Here is a 17,079-nt window from a genome sequence, read left to right on the forward strand (position 1 = left end):
AAATAATATAAGAAGGAGGGTTTTCTGATGGGCATATTTCGTTCGAAAAATTCGCGGTTTCGAAGGGGACCGATTTCCTTTCGGTATATACTGCTTATTTCATTTATTATTTTTATCGTAATGGTAGTTCAAGGTTTATGGATTGTAAATAAAAGTATTCAGCCAACGTTAATTAAGTATGGGGAAACAGAGACTCATAAAATGGCAACAGCAGTTATGACGAAAGCGGTAAAAGACCGGATTAATGAAGGGTTTGATGTAGATTCATTAATGAAAGTACAAACGGATAGGAACGGGAAAGTATCTACAATTGATTTAAATACAAAACAAGTAAATGAAATATTAACATCGACTACTGCATACATAGAAAAATATTTACAACAAGTAGAAAAAGGGGATACGAAAGCACTTGGTATTTTTGAAGAGAATGGGGTATCTATGTCAGTTCCTTTTGGACGCATAACTGATAATGCGCTTCTTGGTAATATAGGACCAGATATTCCGATTAATTTTACGCCAATTGGTCATGTGAATACGGATATTAAACAATTAGTTGAGCCGCAAGGAATTAATAATACAGCGATCAAAATTATTATGGAAGTGGAAGTGACGTTACAAGTTATGATTCCGTTACGCACGAAAGAAATTAAAGTGAAGCAAAACATTCCGATTGCGACGCGCATCGTTCAAGGTGAAGTGCCTACTTATTACGGAAGCGGGGGAGTTGCTGTACCAGATAAAAAGAAAACGGATAATTAGTCAGTAGTGTTCTATTGATTTATATTTATAAAAATAACCGTAGCAATTTGCTACGGTTATCGTTTTGTATTTGCTCGTTCTTTTCGTTCCCAAAGGCTTAAATGCATGTATGGATCGAAAGCCCATTCTGTATAGCCATTGTCTTTATACATGCCGAAATGTAAGTGGGGCGGGAATTTTCCAGCTGTACCAGGAGGACCGTAGCCGGTACTACCGACAAATCCGATTACTTTTCCTGGTTCGACAATTTGTCCGAGCTGTATTTCTTTAGAGAACCCGCCTAAATGAGCGTAATAGTGGTAATTATTATGAAGGTCACGAATACCAATGCGCCATCCACCAAGACGATTCCATCCTTTTGTTTCAATAACGCCATAGCAAGTTGATCGTACTGGTACGCCATATCCAGCAAAAATATCGGTTCCTTCATGAATCCTCCTGCCGCCAAAGCTTCTACCAGCACCGAAAGTACTACGATAGCTATGGTCACTGCGAATCGGGAGAGGGAAAGCATTACCTTCTAAATTAATGCGTCCATAATGTTTATAAATTCGGGCGTATTCTGTAATTAATTCAACTGTTTTTGCACGTCTATAATATTCCCAAAGCATAATGTTAATACGGTCTTCCGACGTTCCTTGTTTCTTTAAAATGGTTGCTGCTGTATGCAGAAGATCACGGTCGTTATTTGCATTTGCAAATCCATCTTTGTCACCATCTAAACCCATTCCGCCAAATAGAGAAATTGTATGGGGGAGAGTATCATTACTATTAACAGGTCCAGCCCATATTTCAGGTTTGAAATAAAGGGAAATGATGGCATCTGGTTTTTTCGGAATATTTTTTCTTACGCTCCGTATGTTTCTTTCGTATTGATCCATTGCGGCTAAGTAATACCACGGAATACCGGAAGATTGCTCAGTTTCTTTATATAGTGCCATGCGCTTTTCATATATGCTTTGCTGATTATCTTCACCGTAAGCGATGTTTTGGTGGAGAAGAAAGCAAATCGAAAGCAAAAGAGAAATTTTTCGAAGCATGAAATAGACTCCTTTCACAACATCACTCTTTTTAGTGTGGGATATACGGAGTATTTCATTATAGGGAACGATTGGAAAAAATCTTAGAATCTTCATTTGAGCAAATCGCTTTCATACGTTAGAATAGATATGTTACATTGAAAGAAGCGAACACGGTAAACTATTTCATATTGTGCGGAGTTGATAACCATGACAAAACAAACAGAGTATAAGCGCAAGCCCGAATGGTTGAAAATTAAGTTAAACACGAATGAAAACTATACAGGCTTAAAGAAAATGATGCGTTCTAAGAATCTTCATACAGTTTGTGAAGAGGCGAAATGTCCGAATATTCATGAATGCTGGGCTGTAAGGAAAACAGCAACATTTATGATCTTAGGTGCGGTTTGTACACGTGCTTGTCGTTTTTGTGCGGTTAAAACAGGCTTACCAACTGAGCTTGATTTACAAGAGCCAGAACGCGTAGCAGATTCTGTAGTACAAATGGGCTTAAAGCACGTTGTTATAACAGCGGTTGCACGTGATGATTTAAAGGACGGCGGAGCAGCTGTTTTTGCTGAAACAGTACGCGCTGTTCGTCGTGAAAATCCATTCACGTCTATCGAAGTATTACCATCTGATATGGGTGGGGTAGAAGAAAACTTAAAAATGTTAATGGATGCAAAACCAGATATTTTGAACCATAACATTGAAACAGTACGTCGATTATCTAACCGAGTTCGCGCTAGAGCAAAATATGACCGTTCATTAGAGTTTTTACGTCGAGCAAAAGAAATGCAGCCTGATATTCCAACTAAATCGAGCATTATGCTGGGCTTAGGTGAAACGAGAGAAGATTTAATTGAAGCAATGGATGACTTACGTGCAAACAATGTGGATATTTTAACTCTTGGACAATACCTACAACCATCTAAGAAGCATTTACCAGTTATTAAATATTATCCACCAGCAGAATTTGCAGAGCTAAAAGAAATTGCACTTAGCAAAGGATTTAGCCACTGTGAAGCTGGTCCACTTGTACGTTCTTCTTATCATGCGGACGAGCAAGTACGTTCTGCAAAAGAAAAAACAGCAGAAGCGAAATAATGAAAAAAGAGAGCTAATCATTAGCTCTCTTTTTTCTTATACTCTAAAACTTTATTTTGACATGTGGATAAAATTTTTTTTAATTCCTCTGTGGATAATTCAATTGTAAATTCAGGTACACCAGGTGTAATTAAAATTTTATCGTAAGTATAAATTGAACTGTCCACAATAATCGTTACATTTTGTGAATAACCGAAAGGAGCTACACATCCAGGAGTGCAACCAGTCTCTTCTCTTAGCTCATTAGGAGAACAGAGAGATAAGCTCTCTCCTGTTATTTCCTTCATCTCTCCTCGGTTGAGGCGAGTGCCTTCTAACGTAAAGAATACGTAATGCTCCCCGGATTTTGATTTTAAAAATAAGCTTTTACTTGGAGTGCCTTGCAAACCAAGTCTTTCACGAACGATACGATCTGTTTCATAGTCAAGTACTGGTTCGTGTTCAAATTTTTCATAAGAAGCATTTGTTTTATGTAGTAAAGAAAGTACATCTTCATACATATGGAATGATACCCCTCTCTATTGTTAATACAGTCTCTTCTCGTGGCGTCAACTGAGTGTTTTGGAAAGGGATACTACTTGGACGATGCTTCCCATAATCGTTTTATGAAACTTTGTTCATCGATTGTAATTTCGTAAACATCAGGATTCGTTAAAGTTCTCCATTCACTAAAGCCGATCGTACGATCAAAGTGCTTTAAAATGAGCGTAAGTAAGTTTCCATGTGTAACGAGTAGTGTTGTAGTATGGTTTAACTTTAAAACGTCTTGGATAAGCGATATAGCACGGTCCGTTGCTTGTTTTGTTGACTCTCCGCCTGAAAAGGCAATATCTATGTTTGTAAAAGTAGATTCTAGTTTTTGCATCCAATCATCCATCGGAACGTTGCTTAATATACGTTCAGCTAATCGTTCATCCTCTTCGATAGATAGGTTAGCTTGAATCGCATAGGGCCGAATGGAATCGATAGCTCGGACAAATGGGCTCGAAATAATATGATCTATTTGTAGCTGATTTTCTAAGAGGAATGCAGCAAGGGTGTTAGCTTGATCTTTTCCGGCAAACGTTAATTCGGCATCACGTTTTGTCCAGTTGCGGAACAATGTCGTATTACAATAATTTTCTTCATAATTCATCCCCATCTTTCAAGTTGACGCTATATACTTCGACAAATGTGGAAAAAATTCCTTTTTATTGGAAACGGAATAGTGATCTAAGTATGTGGAAAAGTAATGTGGATAATGAAAATTTGAGGTGCAATTATGAAAAAAATGATATGCATTGTATTCAGTATTTGTTTTCTCGCGCAATTGTCCACAACATATGCACAATCAAATCAAAAATTAGACTATCCAAGCAATCGAAATAAGCCATTTGTGAGTGAGGATGTGTTTTACGAACAGTTAGATAAAAAGGTGTATAAAGAATATAAAAATGCAGCATATAGTGTTCGGAAAAAGATTTTATTTAAAGAAGTGCCCGATGAAGAATTTTCTTTCAGACAAAAAACAGCCGTGGGTTGTCGGAGTAGCGTGGTGTTTCAAGATTTTTTTATTCACCCTGATCGCCAAGTTTACCCCGCATTAACGGGCAGCAAGACTCCCACCGCAAAATTCAGTTTTAAAGAAAAGTAGTTAAATGGGAGATCAACTGCCCGTAAAAGCCCGATTGGTTCAACTAATAATCAGTGGATAAACCCCCACTGATTAAAGTTTCACTTTATTTTTTCGCTTCCTTTTCTCAAGATGAAGTAGATGAGTTCCATAAGTACATCGTTATAGATGCGGAAACAAAGAGGGAGCTGCAAGGGGGGAAAAGTTATCATCACTACGAAAATCCATATAAAAAATAACCCACCAACTGGTGGGTTATTTTTTATTCTGGCACACTTACTAATTTCGCTTTCATTTTACGAATAAGAATGAAACCACCAATCGCGAAGAGAAGAGTAATTCCTTCTGCTACAAAGATGTTAATCATTTTTGTTTGGTAAAGTGCCGCGAAAAAGTCTACAAGTGCGTGGAATAATATAGCGTAAACAAGGAAAATGTATTTCTTTTGTTTTACTGCGTATACGACAAGCATTGTGAAGGCAATTTGCAGCACGAGTGCCATAATTCTTTCTAGGCTACCGAGTAAGTATAAATAGGCAGGTTGTTCTATTAACATATCCTTTACAAGATTTAATTGTGGTAGTTTTTCTGCCATTTGAGCGAAGCTACCATTGTTAATAGCATTAGCGAATATAAGTGTCTGCAATGCAGAGAATCCGCCAACTAAAATGGATTCAATCCCGCCATGACCAATTCCATAAGCGAAGCCATCTTTATATTCTAGATATTTTTTTAGTAGGAAGAAGAAGGCAACGAAGCGTCCTAATTCTTCAAAAATACCAGCAGTTAGTCCGCCATAAATTGCAAAGACATACGGATTTTCTAAAAATGGAGCGATTGCTGGATTACCACGCATAAATAGGTGGAACGGTGTTTCGAGAATTTGGGTAAATCCAATAAAGATAAGAACACCAACGCCGACCACTTTCCAATTAATATTATATTTTTTACGGAAATAAACGAGTACAATAATTGGGACCAGAACCGAAACAACAAGTTGAAATATGATGCTGGCAATTACAGTATTTGAAACCATACTTTCACCGCTTTCTAATGTACGTACATATATATTATGCATGAAATGTAGGAGAATGTGGAGAGATGAATCTTTCAAAAACAAAATGAAATTTTTATTGACTCTAACGTTGCGTCATACTTTATCGTATGTATTAAGGGGGAGATACGCATGACAATGAGGGTAAAAGAAGTAGCTAATTTAGTTGGGATTAGTGTGCGCACACTGCATCATTACGATGAAATTGGGTTGTTAACCCCAGATGAGACGACAGAGTCTGGATATCGTCTGTATTCCAATGAAAATTTAGAAACGTTGCAGCAAATTTTGTTTTTTAAAGAGCTAGGCTTCCCTTTGAAGAAGATTAAAGAAATTATCATGAGTCCATCATTTGATCATGAAGAAGCACTACAACTTCATAAGAAAATGCTTCTTGAAAAGCGTGCCAGGTTAGATAAGGTGATAGCGACGATTAATAAAACAATTCAGCATACAAAAGGAGAGATTGATATGACGAATAAAGAGAAATTTGAAGGATTTGATTTTAGTCATAACCCGTACGAAGAAGAAGCACGGGAACGATGGGGAGATGAGGCTGTAGATAAAGCGAATAAAACAGCGAAGGGGATGTCTAAAGAGAAACAGGAGGAGTTTAATAATATTTACAGAAATCTAGCAACACTTCGAAATGGAGCACCTGATTCTAAAGAGGCGCAATCCGCAATCGGGGTATGGTACGATTACTTGCAAAACTTCGGTGAATATTCATTAGAGGCCTTTAAGGGACTCGGTCAAATGTATGTTGCTGATGAGCGTTTTACGAAAAATATTGATAAGTTTGGTGAAGGTTTAGCGCAGTTTATGTGTGATGCGATGGAGGTTTATGCGGATCGTAAGAAATAGTAAAAAGGTGGAGGTTTTCTCCACCTTTTTATTTTTTAATCATATCATTTAAAGTTTGATCCCCCGTATTGTTCAAATGAGGATTATCGCTCATTTCCCGTTTTAACATATCAAGACTTTGTTCATATTCTTTATCGTTTAAGCTACCAGATTGAAGACCTTGAATTTGAGAAATCAACTTTTGGTTTGTTGATACATATGCTTTATAATAGCGAGGAACGATGGACAAAGCAGTTTTATATACTTGATCTGTTACGAGTTTTGGATCCGTTGTGTTTGCACGGTATACAACGAACACTTCGTCGTCGGTAACGAGTGTAGCGGCATTGGTGACGTCAGGAAGTTTGACTGTCATGCTTGTAATCATTTCAGCGACTTTCTCACGGTTAATGGCGCCTACTTGTTTGTTAGATACTTCATGTTTTTGTTTAGATGAATAGCCCACCCTTGTGAGCCGTGTATTTGTATTTTCCGTATGATACATGTCGTTTTTGTTGGAAACAAGAACACGACTTCCTTCTTCACGCTCCATTTCGGCTTTATTAGTTGATTGGCAACCCACAAATAAGGAAAGAGTGAGAAGAGAGAGTATAATTTGTTTTTTCACGATGTAGCACCTCCTTCTCCATAGCATGCACTAATTTTCAATTTTTTGTATTTGAAATTGTTGGTTGTTATGCTTTGTGATACGATAAAAAGAAGAATGCTTAGAGAGGAAGTTCATAATGGAGCAAAAGCAAGAGATTCATACTACGGTGAGCGTTAATAATGTTCAGTACGAAGTGATTAAAAACTTTCGTGACGGTTTTAGTGAAGAAGCACTTAAAGAGCGCTATGCAGAAATTTTAAATAAATATGATTATATCGTTGGAGACTGGGGTTATGAGCAACTTAGATTGCGCGGATTCTTTGATGATAGTAATCAACGTTCGACATATGATACGAAAATTAGTACTTTATCAGAGTATTTATACGAGTACTGTAACTTCGGTTGTGCACACTTTGTATTGCGAAAAGTGAAGAAATGAAAAAATCCTCTTACGATTGTAAGAGGATTTTTTCATAGTAATTATGAGGAGACTGTTTACATTACATCTAAGTCATTCAATAAATCAATCGTACCTTTTCTCACCTTTAACATGAGAGTCCACCTTACAAACAAATTGAAATGTAATCACCTTCAGAAAGAGTTTTGTTTGGTTTCATTTGTTGTCCGTTCAATTGGATATGCCCATTTTTAATTTTATCCACAATGAGTGCACGGCTCCAATCTGAAATATATGTGGATAACACTTTATCAATCCGGTGGGAACCGAAAACTATGTCTAATACGATCGTTATTTCGGCTATACCACTTTCTTTGTATTGTGTAATGGAAATGGTAGTACTTGTTTCCGTTTGTTCTTGCTGAGTCATCTCGACAGTTTCGACGTGATCAGTAAATGATTTATAAATATGAAGTTTTTGATTCCACGTATGATCTTTCGGACATTTATAAATTGCAAATCGGTATATGTTCTTTCCGTTTGCGTTATGCCTGCGAATGTTCGTGTCGGTAAAAAGGGTAGTACGCCTGCAATTTTTACAATACTTTTCGATTGTTGCTAGTTCGTTTTCATATAAACTCCAAGAAAGTTGTACTTTCTGCATTTTCCTTCACCTCTTATATTAGTGGCAAAGGAACGTAATACAGCTATTTGGATGTCTTGTAGTATGAAGACATAAGAAAGAGACAAAAATAAAAAGAGGTTCCCCCAAGAGGAACCTCCGTAAACATCATACTACAGATGCGTTACGTTCCTTTGTAATGGGAATGGGCAGACTACTCCCTTGAAAAAGCACGGTGCTTTTTTGAGAATAATGCTATCCAATTGCTGGTCCATTACAAAGTAAATGTTGGCATACGCAGATAACGTCCTTTCTATCCAAATAGATTTGTTCACAAGTATAACATATAAGATTGAAAATTCAAAATATAAATTGTAAAAAAACACCAGCTAACATAGCTGGTGCACCAGATAAATTATATAAGTTCAAATAAAAATGAGCGTAATTCTTCTGCATTTTCTTCAGACATCGAAAATGCGTGCTCTAAGTAGCCTTGTTCATTTAAATCGTCAGGACCGATGATAGCAAATTTGTTGCTTTGCATATCAAGGACTATCGTTTTACCGTAATGACGATCGGAGTATAGAAGCGCTAAATCATGACGCTCATTTTCCCCCAAAAAGCTAACGAAACGCGTTTTTGTAGCGACTGTATCGTCGTACAGAAAGAAACGTTCTTCCATACACATGGCTCCTTTATTAAATATCTAAGTTTAAGTGTGGTTTATGATCTAAATGGTGATGCGTTTTAATGAAACGTACTGTTCTTGTTTTGTAACGCATTACGATAGAATATGTTTCAGCTAAATCTCCGCCAAGGAATTTCACGCCGTCTAATAATTCACCAGCAGATACACCTGTTGCTGAGAAGATTGCATCATCACCAGATACTAAGTCATCTAACATAAGAAGTTGACGAGGATCTTCTAATCCCATTTCACGACAACGAGCTTCTTCTTCTTCGTTCATTGGAACTAAGCGAGCTTGCATTTCACCTTCAAGGCATTTTAATGCTGCTGCAGAAATAACGCCTTCTGGAGCTCCGCCAACACCTACGAATAAGTCGATACCTGTTCCAGGTAAAGCCGTTGCGATTGATGCACCAACATCTCCATCACCAAATAGTTTTACGCGTGCACCTTTTGCACGAACACGGTCAATAATATCTTGATGACGTTCACGTTCTTGGATGATAACCGTTAGGTCACGAATTTTTTTATTGTTTGCTTCTGCTACAATATCAATTGTTTTTTCAATTGGATCATCTAAGCTAATTTTACCAGCTGCTTTTGGACCAACCGCGATTTTTTCCATGTACATATCCGGAGCATGAAGAAGGTTTCCTTTATCTGCGATTGCGATAACTGCCATTGCATTTGCAAGGCCTTTTGCAACGATGTTTGTACCTTCTAATGGATCAACGGCGATATCTACTTCTGGACCGTTACCTGTTCCTAGTTCTTCACCAATATACAACATCGGTGCTTCATCAAGTTCTCCTTCACCGATTACAACTGTACCTGCCATGTTTACTGAATCGAACATATCACGCATAGCTGTAGTTGCTGCATCATCTGCTTCGTTTTTCTTTCCGCGGCCCATCCACTGTGCGGATGCTAAGGCTGCTGCTTCTGTTACACGGACAATTTCTAGTGCGAGTTCACGTTCCAAGGTTGCATTCCTCCAATTTCAAAAATCATACAAATATAACTATAACAAATAACGAGGAAAAGGTGAATTCGAAAAATTGTCGATTTTTTCAGAAGAAAGCGTTACAATTAAAATGTAAATGCTTTAATTTCCAGGTAGGTGACATTCATGTACTTCGTAGACAGAAAGAAAATAGAACAAATGCTAGTATGTTTAGAACGAGCAACAAATACATTTCAAGAGAAAAAGACATATGAAACCGAGTTTGAATTTTACGCATTAGAGCGCATGGCGCATCTTATTATCGATTGTATATTAGATGTAGGGAATGCGATGATTGATGGATTTATTATGCGCGATCCAGGAAGTTACGAAGATATTATTGATATTTTAATGGACGAGAGAGTTATAAGTGGAGAAGAGGGAGCGCATATTAAAGAAATTATTCTTCTTCGAAAAATGCTTACGCAAGATTATATTCAAATGAATCATGATGAATTATATAAGACGATTCAAAAACATATCGCCGTGGTAGAGAAATACCCAGCGAATATTCACAGTTATTTAGAAAAGGAATTAGGACCTGTATCTGCATTTGTACCAGAATAATTGTGCTTATAAGATCCCCGGGAATTCCTTTGGGGATCTTATATTGTATAGGAGAAAGAAAAGGGAGAAGGGTGAGCTATGGGGGAAGCACGTACTACGAGAGAAGAGATTGTACAATTACTGAAGATAAAAGGAGAGCATACTGTAGCAGAATTAGCCGAAGCTTTAGAAATTACAGAGATGGCGATTCGTCGACATTTAAGTAAACTAGAAAATGATGAGCTAATTTATTCAAAGATGGTAAGGCAGCATGTTGGACGCCCAACATATTTGTATGGATTAAGTCAAAAGGGAGAAGATACATTCCCGAAAGAATATAAGCAGTTTGCTATTGATATGCTAGAAGATTTAGCTCGAATGGGCGATGAAAAAATGCTGCGTCACGTCTTGCAAGCGAGAACGAAACGAATGGAAGAACAGTTGCAAAAGAGGATAAGTAATCAAAGCAATTTAGCGTATAAAGTTCAAGAAGTAGCTGCTATGCAAGAGAGAAACGGTTATATGGTTCAAATAAAGCGAGATGGGGAGCATTCTTTCATATTTGAAAAGCAAAACTGTCCGTTAAAGGAAATTGCAGAGAGATTCCCGCAAGTGTGTGAAGATGAAAAAGATATGTATAAGCGGTTATTTGCAGATGCAAATGTGAAGACGTTAGCAAACATGTGTGAGGGAGATTGTAATTGTTCGTACCAAATAAAAGAGAAAAAATGAACGTTATAGGACGCTTTAGGGTAAAGCGTTTTTTTCTTTTGAAAAAGGGGTTAATATAAGAGTGGTATGATAGATGAGAACGTTAGCATAGAAGGAGAGACAAACAGATGTATAAAGGCTATTTAATTGACTTAGACGGTACAATGTATCGCGGTGAAGAGCAAATTGAAGAAGCAAGTGACTTCGTAAAAGCATTAGGGGAGCGCGGTATTCCATATTTATTCGTTACAAATAACTCAACTCGTAAACCAGAACAAGTTGCAGAAAAGCTTGTTCGTTTCGATATTCCAGCGAAAGCGGAGCAAGTATTCACAACGAGTATGGCTACAGCGAACTTTATTTATGAGCGTAAACAAGATGCGACTGTATATATGATTGGTGAAGAGGGCTTACACGCTGCTCTTGTGGAAAAAGGATTTGAACTTGTGGATGAAAATCCTGATTTCGTCATTGTTGGTTTAGATCGCGATATCACATATGAAAAATTAGCAAAAGCGTGCCTTGCTGTGCGTAACGGTGCAACGTTTATTTCAACAAATGGGGATATCGCAATTCCGACTGAGCGCGGATTATTACCAGGTAACGGTTCATTAACATCAGTTGTTGCAGTATCAACAGGTGTGGACCCAATCTTTATTGGTAAACCAGAATCAATCATTATGGAACAAGCGTTGAAAGTGCTTGGCATAGGAAAAGAAGAAGCTTTAATGGTTGGGGATAACTACGATACAGATATTTTAGCGGGGATAAATGCTAGTATGCATACCCTTCTTGTCCACACTGGAGTAACATCTGTGGACAAGTTAACAGAATATGAAGTACAACCGACGCAAGTTGTGCACAACTTGACGGAGTGGATTGAGAAGATGTAATGAAATGCAGGTAACCGGAAGAGGTTGCCTGTTTTTTTATGCACAATTGCATATGTACTATAGGGATTTAAAATGTAAAATTTATATATAATGATTAAAAAGGGGGATAAGAGTGTACTGGATGTCATGTATTATGTTTATTTTTACATTATGTGTTTTATTCTTTGTTCTATGGAAGATATATAAAATAAATGAAATGAAAAAAAGCGCGGGAAAGCTTATTGCAGCATATCCTCGGGTGAAACGACGTTGGATTGCCTTACTTGGACCAGCGTACTTTATCGGACAATGTATGTATATATATGCTCAATACGTAAGTGGTGATATTGGTACATTTGAACAGTTTCTCATTCAGTCAGGTAGTTATGCTGTAGCAAGTTGTTTTATGATTTTAATAGCGATCAATCTTATTAAAAGTGTACAAATATATGAAAAAGGTGTAATAGACGGATTGAACTATTATTCATACGAAGAATTAAAAGGCTATAAAACATCAACATGGGAAAATCCAAAAGAAAATATATTTTTATATCGCGGGCGAGAAAAAATGAATGATAATGTGAATTTACTTATTAGACAGGAAGATATGAATGAATTAGAAAGTATTCTTCAAAGATATATTCCGAAATTGATGATGAAATAAAAACTCCGGTTGTTATAACCGGAGTTTTTTTATTAAAACGCACGATTCACTACGTCTTTAACTTCTTCAAGATATTGTTTACGCACACTGTCATCCACAGAAGGAACACTTGTGTAGAATGTATGTTCCAGTGTTTCAATGCCTGTAAATTCAAAAATACCAGCATCAGTTGTTTTTTTCATTGCATCAAACATACCGCCTGCTGTGTATACTTCTTTCGAATTTCCCATCGTAGATAATAACAATCCTTTTTTACTGCTTAATAACTTTTCAATACCATTCTCACCGTAAGCATAAGCGAAGCCGTGGCTAAATACACGGTCAACGTATCCTTTTAAAATAGCAGGAAGACCCGCCCACCAAACTGGGTAAATGAATGTAATACTATCAGCCCAAGAGATATGCTTTTGTTCTTCTTTAATATCTTCTGGTGTGTTTCCTTGGGAAAATGAGATGAAATCGGAAGCACCTAATACTGGATTGAAGTTTAATTCGTATAAATCACGAACGCGTACTTCATGACCTTTTCCTTCTAATTCACTTTTTACAGTTTCTAAAATTGCATGGTTGAAGCTTTCTGTATTCGGGTGTGCATAAACGATCACATGTTTCATTGTTCTTCCTCCTAATTGTGGATATGTGAATAGTTTTTATATATTCGTGTAATTATTATGGTTACTTCCGTTGCGAGAGTCAACTTTTCTGACGTGAGAAATAAAGTGAAATTTTAATAGGTGGGGGATGTCCATCCCGCACTGATTATTTGCTCACACTAATCGGGCACTTACTGCCGGTTAATATAAATGTTAGTATGTGACAAAAAAATACAAAATAGTAGGTATTTTGCATTTTCGAATAGAATATATAGATTGGTAAATAGAGAGAAAAGGGGAATTTGTTTGTATTATGGGGGCAAGTGGATCGGGTAAAACGACTTTACTTCAGCTGTTAGGTGGATTAGATATTCCATCGGTAGGTAGTATTCGAGTTGATGGTACGGAGATTTCAACATTAAAAGAAAAAGAGCTCGCTTTATTTAGAAGGCATAAAATCGGTTTTATTTTTCAGCAGTTTAATTTAATTCCAGTGTTTAATGCGGAGGAAAATGTAGGGTTGCCTTTACTATTAGATAATGTTTCGCAAAAGAAGGCAACGGTGACAGCAAATCGTTTATTAGAGCTCGTTGGATTGAAAGGAAAAGAAAAGCATTTACCAGCACAGTTATCAGGTGGGCAACAGCAAAGGGTTGCGATAGCAAGAGCTTTTGCAAATGAGCCGGCTATTATATTAGCAGATGAGCCAACAGGGGCGTTAGATTCAGAAAACAGCAAAAATATTATCGCGGCACTTCGCAATGCATGTGATGAATTAGGGCAAACAGCTGTCATTGTAACGCACGATCCGTTCGTAGCGGCCCATGCTGATAAAGTCGTTTTCTTATTAGATGGTGAAGTGATTCATGAGCATACTGAAAGTAAAGGGTGGAAATTTCGAAATATCCCGCAACAAGTTACTCAAATTCAAGAGATTATGAATCGTCACTTTAAAGTAGGAGGTAAAGGTGATGCGATGGGTAATTAAGTATGCGGTAAAATCGATGAAACAAAATTGGTTGCGAAATATGTTGATTGCCCTCGGTGCAGCTTTAGGTGTTATGTTAGCGACGATGTTATTACTAGGTAATCAATCAGTAGAGCAAAGTGTGAAGGAACAAGTAGTAAGTCGGTATGGAGATTATAATTTACAATTTGGCTATATAAAAAATGACATGTATTTAAATAATGAAAGTTTAAAAGGAATAGATGGCTTAGAAAATGCTGAAAAAATATCAAAAGCACTTATACCGTATCCTTTTCCACATTATAAAGAACTATCGGGAAAGCCATCTTATTGGGGTGTTGAGCAAGATTCTCCAGAAATGCATTCTTATAAAATATTAGAAGGACGATATCCGAAAGAAGGTGCTGAAGTAGCACTGACAAAAGGGTATACAGATCGTGAAAATATACGGGTAGGAGATACGATTAAACTGCCATTCCCGCAGCATGGTGAAAAGGCTGTGAAAGTTGTTGGTATTTTAAATCCACCGTTAATGGCGTCAATGGGGCATAGTGCTTATTTTCCAATCCATTGGCTTCAAAAAGAATTAAATTTACTAAATCAATTCAATCTCGTTCAAGTGAAAGTACAAGATGTAAATGTGAAAAAAGCAATTGCTTTTGATGTACATAAAAAGATTGAAAATATAAAGGTGGACCAACGTACTTATGTAGATAAGGCATTTGAACGACTAAATGTAATGAAGCCATTAATTTTTAGTTTAGGTGGTATTGCCTTATTTGTTGTAGCCCTTTTAATAATGGGAAGTTTCTTCTTATCTGTCAGAAGTCGATTTAAGCAATGGGCATTATTACGTGCACTTGGTAGTAATCCAAATCAAATTATATTAGTCGTTTTATTAGAGGCTTTATGTATTGGGGCAATCGGATCGCTAGCAGGAGTTATTCTTGGAGCGGGTACGCAAACAATCGCCGCATCATTTATTAATAAATGGGTGAATATTGAGGGTGCAGGGAAAGAAGCATTCTCGATTTCAGGTGAGATTTTACTCATTACGTTTTTACTAGGGATTGTTATGTCTATCATAGGGGCCATTATACCAGCTTTCATGGTTAGAAAGATTCCACCAGTTCAAGCACTTCGCCCAGGACTTCCTAGTAATGAGAAAAAAGAAAAAAGATGGAGTGCTTTTAGCCTTAGTATTTTAATCATTGGTACTGTTATTGGACTAGCGGGTAACGTATTAGAGCGGTATATCGGTTTTAATCCAAGTGCGATAGGAGCACTTTTATTTGCGGTCGGTTTGTTATTTGCGATTCCGTTATTTATTCGGGTGATAGCACCAGTGATTGCAAAACCACTTCAAATGATATTACGAATTGAAACGACGATTAGTAGCCGAAATGTAATTCGTTATCGAAATAAGGCAGCTGTATCGGTTGCTATACTAGCATTTGGTTTTATGTTAGCACTTGTTGGAACGATGTATATAAACTCTATTTACGAAGGCATGAAAGATGGGTTACAAAAACATTTACCAGCTGATTTAGTAATAAGAATTCCAATAGAGTCGCAAAGTACTGAAGTATTACCATTTAGTTGGATGGAGAAGGTTAAAAAAATTGATGGTGTAGAAGAGAGCGTAGCAAATGTTACTGACTTTACAGCGAAGCTTATAAATTATGATTTTAAAAAAGCGGATCAAGAGTGGTATGAAAATGTGAGGAAAGATGATTTTGAATATGATGTGATAGAAGTTGTGGGGAATGATATTGTTGCTTATCACAAAGTAACAAAAGCGAAAGTGATTACAGGACAAGATTTAAATAAGCCATTACAAGATGGTGAGGGAGTCGTTACGAAGAGAACTGCTAAAACATTAGGGATTCAGTTGCATGATACGATTGAAGTACAAGGAAAAGGGAAAGAAAAACAAACGATTAAAGTCGTTTCGATTATTGAGCAAGGATTAAGGGGAAGAGGATTAGACATTTTCGTAAATGAACAATGGGTTCGTGATAAGTTTCACGTGCAAGGATATGAAGCAATTCAAGTTATGACAAATTCTAATCAATCATTTGAAGAGATTAAGAAGCAAGTAAAACAAATTACAAATAATAAAGAGAACGTAGAAGTTATTAATAGCCATGATTTATTAAAAGAACAGGAGCAGTTATTATCGCAAATGATGATGTTAATTCGCTTGTTAGTTATAATTGTTTTCATTATTTCTGGTATAGGGTTAATGAATGCGATTGTCTCAAGTTTACATGAAAGACGTGCTGAAATTAGTATGATTCGTGCGGTAGGAGCTATTCCGAAGCAAATGAGACGGATTGTTTTATTAGAGGGCACTTTACTTGGAGCGATAGCTGGTTGTATTGGGGTTTTAGGTGGAATTGTATTTAGTTATATTGTGTTATCAAGCTTAGAGTTAACGGTTATTATCATTCCGTATAATCAAGTTTTAATATTGGCACTAGCTAGCATTATACTCGGAGCAGGAGCAGCAATGATTGCTTCATTACAATTAAGAAAGTTTAAATTGAGTGATACTTTAAAGGAGTTATCAGCATAAAAGATTATTATATCCCGCTCATACAAAGTACAAAGAAGACGAATAAAATGATAACAATACCGATACCAAAGTTAAATACAAGAGTACTATCCATATATGTAACCTCCTTGTTTGAAAGTAAAAAGCACTCTGGCTGGAGTGCTTTTTATTATCCGAATATGTCGCAACGAACGCCGCAACATATAGAAAGGGAATAATGCGTTTAAAGAGTTATATTAATTTATGCATTAATTTTGTAAATGAGCAGGTCCTGCTCAGGTATAGAAAAAAGACACTCTTTCGAGTGTCTTTCATGATGACAAAACGTGCCAATTGCTTGAGTTTGATAAGACGTTAATTTTCCGGTTAACAGTCTTTCTTAATCAAGAAGTGTAACAACAGCGATTCAAATAAATTTTAGCATTTTTTAAAGGGGTGTGCGTATGTAACTATGC

The 17,079-nt window shown here is 36.8% G+C and carries 17 protein-coding genes and 3 pseudogenes; 11 read left to right on the forward strand and 9 right to left on the reverse strand.

Features of this window, described 5'->3' with window-relative positions; translation table 11 throughout:
* Nucleotides 1-27: 27 nt before the first annotated feature.
* Nucleotides 28-759 (forward strand): sporulation protein YunB, encoded by a 732-nt coding sequence (gene yunB / locus BG05_RS07050; protein ID WP_002184732.1) that lies wholly within the window; start codon nucleotides 28-30, stop codon nucleotides 757-759.
* 56 nt (nucleotides 760-815) lie between these two features.
* Here the strand turns inward: yunB and BG05_RS07055 are convergent, their stop codons facing one another.
* A complete protein-coding gene (locus BG05_RS07055) occupies nucleotides 816-1,799 on the reverse strand; it encodes a M23 family metallopeptidase (RefSeq protein WP_002184733.1) in 984 nt (327 codons plus the stop codon).
* 189 nt (nucleotides 1,800-1,988) lie between these two features.
* On the opposite strand from BG05_RS07055, the gene lipA reads away from it, so the two are divergent.
* Nucleotides 1,989-2,885, forward strand: coding sequence for a lipoyl synthase (gene lipA / locus BG05_RS07060; protein ID WP_002034580.1), 897 nt, complete (start codon nucleotides 1,989-1,991; stop codon nucleotides 2,883-2,885).
* Between the two features lie 20 nt (nucleotides 2,886-2,905).
* Here the strand turns inward: lipA and BG05_RS07065 are convergent, their stop codons facing one another.
* A complete protein-coding gene (locus BG05_RS07065) occupies nucleotides 2,906-3,385 on the reverse strand; it encodes a YbaK/EbsC family protein (RefSeq protein ID WP_002184734.1) in 480 nt (159 codons plus the stop codon).
* Between the two features lie 74 nt (nucleotides 3,386-3,459).
* Nucleotides 3,460-4,013 (reverse strand): annotated as a pseudogene (locus tag BG05_RS07070) (histidine phosphatase family protein).
* Nucleotides 4,014-4,146: 133 nt separating this feature from the next.
* On the opposite strand from BG05_RS07070, the pseudogene BG05_RS07075 reads away from it, so the two are divergent.
* Nucleotides 4,147-4,458: pseudogene (locus BG05_RS07075) on the forward strand (hypothetical protein); the annotation flags it as partial.
* 301 nt (nucleotides 4,459-4,759) lie between these two features.
* Here the strand turns inward: BG05_RS07075 and BG05_RS07080 are convergent.
* Nucleotides 4,760-5,575: a YhfC family intramembrane metalloprotease gene (locus BG05_RS07080; protein ID WP_002184736.1), complete on the reverse strand. Its 816-nt coding sequence runs from the start codon at nucleotides 5,573-5,575 to the stop codon at nucleotides 4,760-4,762.
* Between the two features lie 108 nt (nucleotides 5,576-5,683).
* Here BG05_RS07080 and BG05_RS07085 point away from each other — a divergent pair, with 108 nt between their 5' ends.
* Nucleotides 5,684-6,415: a MerR family transcriptional regulator gene (locus BG05_RS07085; RefSeq protein ID WP_002143625.1), complete on the forward strand. Its 732-nt coding sequence runs from the start codon at nucleotides 5,684-5,686 to the stop codon at nucleotides 6,413-6,415.
* 28 nt (nucleotides 6,416-6,443) lie between these two features.
* Here BG05_RS07085 and BG05_RS07090 read toward each other — a convergent pair whose 3' ends face one another.
* Nucleotides 6,444-7,022: a YhcN/YlaJ family sporulation lipoprotein gene (locus BG05_RS07090; protein ID WP_002129737.1), complete on the reverse strand. Its 579-nt coding sequence runs from the start codon at nucleotides 7,020-7,022 to the stop codon at nucleotides 6,444-6,446.
* Nucleotides 7,023-7,140: 118 nt separating this feature from the next.
* Between BG05_RS07090 and BG05_RS07095 the strand changes: the two genes are divergently transcribed.
* Entirely contained in the window at nucleotides 7,141-7,443 is a 303-nt protein-coding gene (locus tag BG05_RS07095; RefSeq protein ID WP_002015914.1) for a YutD family protein, read from the forward strand.
* A gap of 124 nt (nucleotides 7,444-7,567) precedes the next feature.
* Here BG05_RS07095 and BG05_RS07100 read toward each other — a convergent pair whose 3' ends face one another.
* The 3 genes from BG05_RS07100 to glpX form a co-directional block, all read right to left on the reverse strand.
* Nucleotides 7,568-8,065, reverse strand: a complete 498-nt coding sequence (locus BG05_RS07100; protein ID WP_002129735.1) for a hypothetical protein — start codon at nucleotides 8,063-8,065, stop codon at nucleotides 7,568-7,570.
* Between the two features lie 373 nt (nucleotides 8,066-8,438).
* Nucleotides 8,439-8,705, reverse strand: coding sequence for a DUF3055 domain-containing protein (locus BG05_RS07105; protein WP_002034592.1), 267 nt, complete (start codon nucleotides 8,703-8,705; stop codon nucleotides 8,439-8,441).
* A gap of 16 nt (nucleotides 8,706-8,721) precedes the next feature.
* The gene (gene glpX, locus BG05_RS07110) at nucleotides 8,722-9,693 is read right to left on the reverse strand and encodes a class II fructose-bisphosphatase (protein ID WP_002015911.1); all 972 of its coding nucleotides are present in this window, start codon (nucleotides 9,691-9,693) and stop codon (nucleotides 8,722-8,724) included.
* 147 nt (nucleotides 9,694-9,840) lie between these two features.
* Between glpX and BG05_RS07115 the strand changes: the two genes are divergently transcribed.
* From BG05_RS07115 to BG05_RS07130, 4 genes are all read left to right on the forward strand, one after another.
* A complete protein-coding gene (locus BG05_RS07115; protein WP_002015910.1) occupies nucleotides 9,841-10,281 on the forward strand; it encodes a DUF86 domain-containing protein in 441 nt (146 codons plus the stop codon).
* Between the two features lie 78 nt (nucleotides 10,282-10,359).
* The gene (locus tag BG05_RS07120) at nucleotides 10,360-10,992 is read left to right on the forward strand and encodes a helix-turn-helix transcriptional regulator (protein WP_002167445.1); all 633 of its coding nucleotides are present in this window, start codon (nucleotides 10,360-10,362) and stop codon (nucleotides 10,990-10,992) included.
* 107 nt (nucleotides 10,993-11,099) lie between these two features.
* Nucleotides 11,100-11,864 (forward strand): TIGR01457 family HAD-type hydrolase, encoded by a 765-nt coding sequence (locus BG05_RS07125; RefSeq protein WP_002184741.1) that lies wholly within the window; start codon nucleotides 11,100-11,102, stop codon nucleotides 11,862-11,864.
* A gap of 112 nt (nucleotides 11,865-11,976) precedes the next feature.
* The gene (locus tag BG05_RS07130; protein WP_002184742.1) at nucleotides 11,977-12,507 is read left to right on the forward strand and encodes a hypothetical protein; all 531 of its coding nucleotides are present in this window, start codon (nucleotides 11,977-11,979) and stop codon (nucleotides 12,505-12,507) included.
* 32 nt (nucleotides 12,508-12,539) lie between these two features.
* Here the strand turns inward: BG05_RS07130 and BG05_RS07135 are convergent, their stop codons facing one another.
* Nucleotides 12,540-13,121 carry an NAD(P)H-dependent oxidoreductase gene (locus tag BG05_RS07135; RefSeq protein WP_002129727.1) on the reverse strand — a complete coding sequence of 194 codons (582 nt, stop codon included), beginning with the start codon at nucleotides 13,119-13,121 and terminating at the stop codon, nucleotides 12,540-12,542.
* A gap of 268 nt (nucleotides 13,122-13,389) precedes the next feature.
* Between BG05_RS07135 and BG05_RS07140 the strand changes: the two are divergent.
* Nucleotides 13,390-14,088 (forward strand): annotated as a pseudogene (locus tag BG05_RS07140) (ABC transporter ATP-binding protein); the annotation flags it as partial.
* On the forward strand, nucleotides 14,072-16,645 hold the full coding sequence (locus BG05_RS07145) for an FtsX-like permease family protein (protein ID WP_033734314.1): 2,574 nt from the start codon (nucleotides 14,072-14,074) through the stop codon (nucleotides 16,643-16,645). The pseudogene BG05_RS07140 and the gene BG05_RS07145, both read left to right, overlap by 17 nt.
* Nucleotides 16,646-17,079 lie beyond the last annotated feature (434 nt).

The sequence above is a fragment of the Bacillus mycoides genome, assembly GCF_000832605.1.
GTDB classification, from domain to species: domain Bacteria; phylum Bacillota; class Bacilli; order Bacillales; family Bacillaceae_G; genus Bacillus_A; species Bacillus_A mycoides.